This window comes from Winogradskyella sp. (assembly GCF_016744625.1).
In the GTDB taxonomy this organism is placed as follows: Bacteria; Bacteroidota; Bacteroidia; order Flavobacteriales; family Flavobacteriaceae; genus Winogradskyella.
This window is the reverse complement of record NZ_JADGDZ010000146.1, coordinates 1-4781: the sequence shown is the minus strand read 5'-3', so window position 1 is coordinate 4781 and position 4781 is coordinate 1. Positions and strand designations below refer to the sequence as shown.

Sequence of the window (4781 nt, the reverse complement as noted above, 5' to 3'; positions counted from 1 at the left end):
GTATTGTATTGTATTGTATTGTATTGTATTGTATTGTATTGTATTGTATTGTATTGTATTGTATTGTATTGTATTGTATTGTATTGTAAATTTAATAAATGTATTGCAAAAAATACGCCAAATATTAGTTAAGAAATTTTGTCAGGTTCTCGATACAAAATGCTTAAGAAAGCATTTCACTCAAACTAAAGAAATATACATTGATATATCACTTCAAGTGATTTTGAAGCATGAAAATTGTATCGAGAAGTCTTAGACTAAATCATTCTAGAGCCAAAGTCACTTCATTAACCTTCTGATTTACAAAAATCACAAGTAATTGTTCTCTCCCAGATTTAAAAAAGCTTGGCTGTTCTCCTAACCTATAGGCAAAAACATCTTTTTCGGTTGTTGAGGTTGAATTAGGCTTACCTAGAATCACAATAACCTCATCTTTTGTTTTATCGATTAGCAATTGTGACTCAATAATATCATCTACCATTTTATAACGTGTAGCAGGCTGGCTTCTCCATTGTTCTTTATTAAAACGTTCTTCAAACAACCAAAGTAAAGATGAACTCAAAACAAAAGCCACAAAGAAAAATAAACCAATTTTATCATTTCTTTTTAGCTTTAGTAACCACATAATATTATCCTACAATATTCACAATCTTACCAGGAACCACAATCACTTTTTTAGGAGTACGTCCATCTAATTGTGCTATTGTTTTTTCGTTAGCCAAAACTGCAGCTTCTATATCGTCTTTACTCATATCCATTGGTAATTCTATAGTAAAGCGCATCTTACCATTAAATGAAATTGGATAATTCTTGCTACTCTCCACTAAATGACTAGCATCAAATGTTGGGAAAGGTGTCGTTGATATTGACTCGCTATTTCCTAATCGCTCCCATAATTCTTCTGCAATATGTGGTGCGTAAGGTGAAATTAAAACCAATAAAGGCTGAAGAATTTCTTTACTCGTACATTTTTGTTGCGTTAACTCATTTACAGCAATCATAAACGTAGAGACAGAAGTATTAAAAGAGAAATTCTCAATATCTTCTTGGACTTTCTTTATGGTTTTATGTAATGTTTTTAAGTTGTCTTTTGTTGGTTCTGCTCCGTTTACATTTAAGCCATTTTCGCCAACATACAATTTCCACATTTTCTTAAGGAAATTATGCACACCTGTTATACCAGCTGTATTCCATGGTTTGTATTGTTCTAATGGCCCAAGGAACATTTCGTAAAGTCTTAGACTGTCAGCTCCGTAATCTGCAACAATGTTATCTGGATTAACCACATTGTATTTAGATTTGGACATTTTTTCTACATCTCTAAAAACTTTATAAGTTTTATCATCTTCAAAAATCCAACTTACATCTTTATATCCCTTTCTCCAATTCTTAAAACCTTCAATATCAAGTTCATTTGACGAATTGATTAATGATACATCTGTATGAATCATAGTTTCTCCAAAAGACAATTTATGTATATCAACTTGATTAGTATCAACATTATTTAAAAATGTATCTAGTTCAGGTAAATCATGTTTTTCATTCAATTCAAACAAAGACAACCCATCACTGAAATATTTCTGATAAACATCTGTTGAACACAAAATCGTTGGTAATTTTTGAGCTAAATCTTTAAGGTAATCTTCACTTCCTCTATGAAATGTAGTGTCTTGCCACATTAGATTTAATTTGAAAACAAAAGCACTAGTCCCAAGAATCATTCCTTGGTTAATTAACTTTTTAAAAGGCTCTTCAACATTTACAAAACCTCTGTCTTTTAGTAGTTTTACCCAAAAACGTGAGTATAACAAATGACCTGTAGCATGTTCACTACCACCAATATATAAATCTACATTTTCCCAATACTTTAATGCGTCTTCACTTGCAAAGGTTTCACCTCTATTGGCTGCGTCTTCCATGTAACGGAAAAAATACCAAGAACTGCCTGCCCAACCTGGCATGGTGTTTAACTCTAAAGGATGAATTGTTGTATTATTTATTTTGTCATTACTAACTACAGAATTAAATTCTGTACACCAAGCCCAAACATCTGCACGTCCTAAAGGTGGCTCACCTTCTTCGGTTGGTAAATACTTTTCTACTTCTGGCAACACAATAGGCAAATGTGCTTTGTCTATCATTTGCGGCATGCCATTCACATAATACACTGGGAATGGTTCTCCCCAATATCGCTGTCTAGAAAATACAGCATCACGTAGTCTGTAATTGGTTTTGCCTTCTCCTTGTTCTATTTGTTCTAATTCGTATATAGCACGTTTGGTTGCTTTTTTATAGTTCATGCCGTTAAGAAAATCACTATTAGCAATTTTTACATTGTCTTTAGAACCGTATGCTTCTTCAGAAATATCAATGTCTTCAAATATGTTTGGAATCTCAATGTTAAAATATTTTGCAAAATCATAATCACGTTGGTCACCACATGGTACAGCCATTACTGCTCCTGTTCCGTAGCTTGCTAAAACATAATCACCAATCCAGATTGGAATAGGCTCCTTAGAAAACGGATGCTCTGCATAAGCTCCTGTAAATACACCAGATATGGTTTTTACATCTGCCATACGATCGCGTTCACTTCGTTTGGCGGTTTTTTCTATGTAGGCTTCAACGTCAGCTTTTTGATCTGCTGTTGTAATTTGCGAAACGAGTTCGTGCTCTGGAGCTAGTGTCATAAATGACACTCCGTAAATGGTATCAGGTCGTGTTGTAAAGACATCTATGATCTGCTTTTCAGAATTGGCAGATTGCTGCGCTTCGCTCGCAATGACGTTAAAAGAAACAGATGCACCAACGGATTTTCCAATCCAATTACGCTGACTTTCTTTTAATGAATCTGTCCAATCAATAGTATCTAATCCTTGAAGTAAACGCTCTGCATAAGCAGAAATTCGCATGCTCCATTGTGTCATTTTTTTACGAACTACTGGATGACCTCCACGTTCAGAAACTCCATTAACAATTTCGTCATTTGCTAAAACGGTTCCTAATGCAGGACACCAGTTCACTTCCGTTTCAGCTAAATAGGTTAATCTGTATTTTAAAAGTAGTTCTTGTTGTTTTTCTGATGAATAGCCATTCCAATCTTCAGCAGTAAATGGCTCAATGTTTTCATCACATGCTGCATTTACAGTTGTGTTTCCTTCAGAAGTAAACTTTGTTATTAAAGTATCTATAGCTTCAGCTTTGTTTGAATTATTGTTATACCAAGATTCAAATAACTGAATGAAAATCCATTGTGTCCACTTGTAATATTCAGGATTAGACGTACGTACTTCTCTACTCCAATCGAAAGAAAATCCTATCTGGTCTAATTGCCTTCTGTATGTTGCAATATTTGTTTCTGTAGTAATCGCAGGATGCTGACCTGTTTGTATCGCATACTGCTCTGCAGGTAATCCAAAACTATCATAACCTTGAGGATGCAAAACGTTAAAACCTTTATGGCGTTTATAGCGTGCATAAATATCACTCGCAATATATCCTAATGGATGACCAACATGTAAACCTGCACCTGAAGGATAAGGGAACATATCCAAAACATAGTATTTTGGTTTGTCGCTTGTATTAGATGCTTTAAACGTTTCGTTTTTTGCCCAGTAATCTTGCCAGTTCTTCTCGATCTTATTGAAATCGTACCTCATTGTATTTTCCTTAAAATAAGGCACAAATTTAAAGGTATTACAACACAATAAAAAACTAAACGTTGTAATTATATAAATGTGAAAAACCGTGTGCTAATTAAAATTTGATATGAAATTTAAGAGATTCCCGTTTTCACGGGAAAGACAATTTAAATGAAATCAAAAGACTTACATCTTTTGAAGTTTTAATTCGTATTCTTTATTATTTTTACAGCACTAATTCCTATTAATCCATGGCATCATCTTTTGACAAGTACCAAAAGCGTAAACTAATATCGTCTTACATCTCGGTAGTGATAAGTATTGCTTTGGTTTTATTTCTTTTAGGTTGTTTAGGTTTATTAGTCATTAACTCTAAAAAAGTTGCAGATCACTTTAAAGAACAAGTGGTAATGACCATTTATATTAATGACACTGCTAAAGAAGTTGAAGTCAATCAGCTTAAAAAAAGTTTAGCTATGGCAGAGTACACCAAAGAAGCGCTTTACGTTTCTAAAGAAGAAGCCGCAGACTTTATGAAAGCCGAAACTGGTGAAGACTTTATGGATTTTGTAGGTTACAATCCGTTAAAAAATTCAATTGACGTTCATCTAAAAGCAGATTACGTTACCACAGAACAGCTAGCAGAAATTACAGAAAGCCTCTCTAACAAAGCTTTTATAGAAGAGATTCGTTACGACAATGACCTCGTTGAATTAATGAACGATAATGTGAAAAAAATTACATTTTGGGTTTTAATTATCAGTGGTTTATTTACGTTAATTGCAGTTTTACTAATTAATAGCTCTATTCGTCTTGCTGTTTATTCTAAGCGTTTTATTATTAAAACCATGCAAATGGTAGGCGCTACAAAAACCTTTATTCGCAGACCTTTTGTTTGGAAAAGTGTACAATTAGGAATCATTGGTGCACTTGTCGCTTTAGCTGGTATGGCTGTAGTGTTATACTACTTAGATATTACGTTCCCAGAATTAGAATTATTAAGAAACACAGTTTTAATTGTCGCTTTATTCGTTGGAATTTTCCTTTTAGGAATTGTTATTACTTGGATTAGTACTTTTATTGCTACACAACGTTTCTTAAATTTGAAGACGGATCAATTGTATTATTAGAGGCTAATTC

The 4781-nt window shown here is 33.5% G+C and carries 3 protein-coding genes; 1 reads left to right on the top strand and 2 read right to left on the bottom strand.

All coding sequences use genetic code 11. The annotated features are described in order from the left end of the window. Positions 1-262: 262 nt before the first annotated feature. Complete coding sequence (locus QZZ53_RS16880; RefSeq protein WP_296386890.1) at positions 263-625, bottom strand: hypothetical protein; 363 nt, start codon at positions 623-625, stop codon at positions 263-265. Between the two features lie 4 nt (positions 626-629). Beyond that, complete coding sequence (locus QZZ53_RS16875; RefSeq protein WP_296386888.1) at positions 630-3659, bottom strand: class I tRNA ligase family protein; 3030 nt, start codon at positions 3657-3659, stop codon at positions 630-632. 233 nt (positions 3660-3892) lie between these two features. Between QZZ53_RS16875 and QZZ53_RS16870 the strand changes: the two genes are divergently transcribed. Beyond that, complete coding sequence (locus QZZ53_RS16870) at positions 3893-4771, top strand: permease-like cell division protein FtsX (RefSeq protein ID WP_296386886.1); 879 nt, start codon at positions 3893-3895, stop codon at positions 4769-4771. Positions 4772-4781: the final 10 nt, after the last annotated feature.